Origin of the sequence: Geodermatophilus obscurus, from assembly GCF_900115395.1 — a bacterium.
Lineage (GTDB): Bacteria > Actinomycetota > Actinomycetes > Mycobacteriales > Geodermatophilaceae > Geodermatophilus > Geodermatophilus obscurus_B.
Genome location: NZ_FOWE01000021.1, coordinates 1 through 2,559, shown reverse-complemented (window position 1 = coordinate 2,559; position 2,559 = coordinate 1). Strand labels below are relative to the sequence as shown.

2 rRNA genes are annotated in these 2,559 nt (G+C 61.3%); both read right to left on the bottom strand.

Features of this window, described 5'->3' with window-relative positions:
* Positions 1–354: ribosomal RNA gene (locus BM165_RS23670) — 23S ribosomal RNA — on the bottom strand; the annotation flags it as partial.
* Positions 355–895: 541 nt separating this feature from the next.
* Positions 896–2,417, bottom strand: a 16S ribosomal RNA gene (locus tag BM165_RS23665).
* Between the last annotated feature and the right edge of the window lie 142 nt (positions 2,418–2,559).

Below are 2,559 nucleotides of genomic sequence, written 5' to 3'. Positions count from 1 at the left end.
CCCCACGCGCCGGCAGACACGCACGGACGGTCCCACGACCCCGCTTCCACAACCCCTGCCGGGTATCACATGGAAACGGTTTAGCCTCATCCGCTTTCGCTCGCCACTACTCACGGAATCACGGTTGTTTTCTCTTCCTGTGGGTACTGAGATGTTTCACTTCCCCACGTTCCCTCCACACGCCCTATGTGTTCAGGCGCGGGTCACACCACATGACTGGTGCGGGGTTCCCCCATTCGGACACCCTCGGATCAACGCTCGGTTGGCAGCTCCCCGAGGCTTATCGCAGCCTCCCACGTCCTTCATCGGCTCCTGGTGCCCAGGCATCCACCGTGTGCCCTCAACATCTTGGCCACACACAAACCTACAAACACGCGAACTCTGGCACGCACCACACCCGCCTCATCACCCCCGAAGGAGCCGGAACGAGTGCGGGCACTTGCAGAGAATCAAAGATGCTCGCGTCCACTGTGCAGTTCTCAACGACCAACCGGACGACCCTCCCCATCCGACCCCACCAGACCCCGCCCCCCGCAGGGACAGTCCCCGCAGGGACGACGAGCGATGTGAGATCCGAGAAGGCCCCGACACGAGAAAGCCCCCCACCCCGCAGGCATGCACCCACGGCAGGGGTCCGCTCCCTCAGGACCCAACAGCGTGCCTACGACCCCGCACCCCTCCCGACCCCGTTCCCCACCCCCGCGCCACAAGGACACGAGAGCCGTACTGGAGGCCGGCAACAGCCGGCGGCCGAACTGGTCAGCGTTCCACCCTCGAGCGCTGTCTGCGGACACGACGTGACCACCCACAACCGGGCGGCCATCACGGCCCGAGCACAGCTCTGGACCAACAGACACCCCCACAGGGAGTGGACTGCCGGCCAGGTGCTCCTTAGAAAGGAGGTGATCCAGCCGCACCTTCCGGTACGGCTACCTTGTTACGACTTCGTCCCAATCGCCGATCCCGCCTTCGACGGCTCCCTCCCACGAGGGGTTGGGCCACCGGCTTCGGGCGTTACCGACTTTCGTGACGTGACGGGCGGTGTGTACAAGGCCCGGGAACGTATTCACCGCAGCGTTGCTGATCTGCGATTACTAGCGACTCCAACTTCATGGGGTCGAGTTGCAGACCCCAATCCGAACTGAGACCGGCTTTTTGGGATTCGCTCCACCTCACGGTATCGCAGCCCTTTGTACCGGCCATTGTAGCATGTTTGCAGCCCTAGACATAAGGGGCATGATGATTTGACGTCATCCCCACCTTCCTCCGAGTTGACCCCGGCAGTCTCCCATGAGTCCCCACCATCACGTGCTGGCAACATGGAACGAGGGTTGCGCTCGTTGCGGGACTTAACCCAACATCTCACGACACGAGCTGACGACAACCATGCACCACCTGTGCACGACGCCAAAGGCACCCCGCATCTCTGCGAGATTTCCGTGCATGTCAAGCCTAGGTAAGGTTCTTCGCGTTGCATCGAATTAAGCAACATGCTCCGCCGCTTGTGCGGGCCCCCGTCAATTCCTTTGAGTTTTAGCCTTGCGGCCGTACTCCCCAGGCGGGGCGCTTAATGCGTTAGCTGCGGCACGGAGACCGTGGAATGGCCCCCACACCTAGCGCCCAACGTTTACGGCGTGGACTACCAGGGTATCTAATCCTGTTCGCTCCCCACGCTTTCGCTCCTCAGCGTCAGTATCGGCCCAGAGACCCGCCTTCGCCACCGGTGTTCCTCCTGATATCTGCGCATTTCACCGCTACACCAGGAATTCCAGTCTCCCCTGCCGAACTCAAGTCCGCCCGTATCGACTGCAGGCCTGAGGTTGAGCCTCAGGTTTTCACAGCCGACGCGACGAACCGCCTACGAGCTCTTTACGCCCAATAATTCCGGACAACGCTTGCACCCTACGTATTACCGCGGCTGCTGGCACGTAGTTGGCCGGTGCTTCTTCTGCAGGTACCGTCACTTGCGCTTCGTCCCTGCTGAAAGAGGTTTACAACCCGAAGGCCGTCATCCCCCACGCGGCGTCGCTGCGTCAGGCTTCCGCCCATTGCGCAATATTCCCCACTGCTGCCTCCCGTAGGAGTCTGGGCCGTGTCTCAGTCCCAGTGTGGCCGGTCACCCTCTCAGGCCGGCTACCCGTCGTCGCCTTGGTAGGCCACTACCCCACCAACAAGCTGATAGGCCGCGGGCCCATCCCCAGCCGGAAACCCTTTCCACCACCACCCATGCGGGAAGCAGTGAACATCCGGTATTAGCCCCAATTTCTTGGAGTTATCCCAGAGCCGGGGGCAGGTTGCCCACGTGTTACTCACCCGTTCGCCACTCATCACCACCCGAAGATGGATCAGCGTTCGACTTGCATGTGTTAAGCACGCCGCCAGCGTTCGTCCTGAGCCAGGATCAAACTCTCCGTAGATGCTTGAAACCAGCCGAGAACCGAGACCTGACAGATCTCGATCAATCAACCAAAGGAATCCCACCCAGACATCAAGCCCGGGACGGGGATACTACTTGGCACTGACTTTCGGCACGCTGTTGAGTTCTCAAGGAGCGGACGC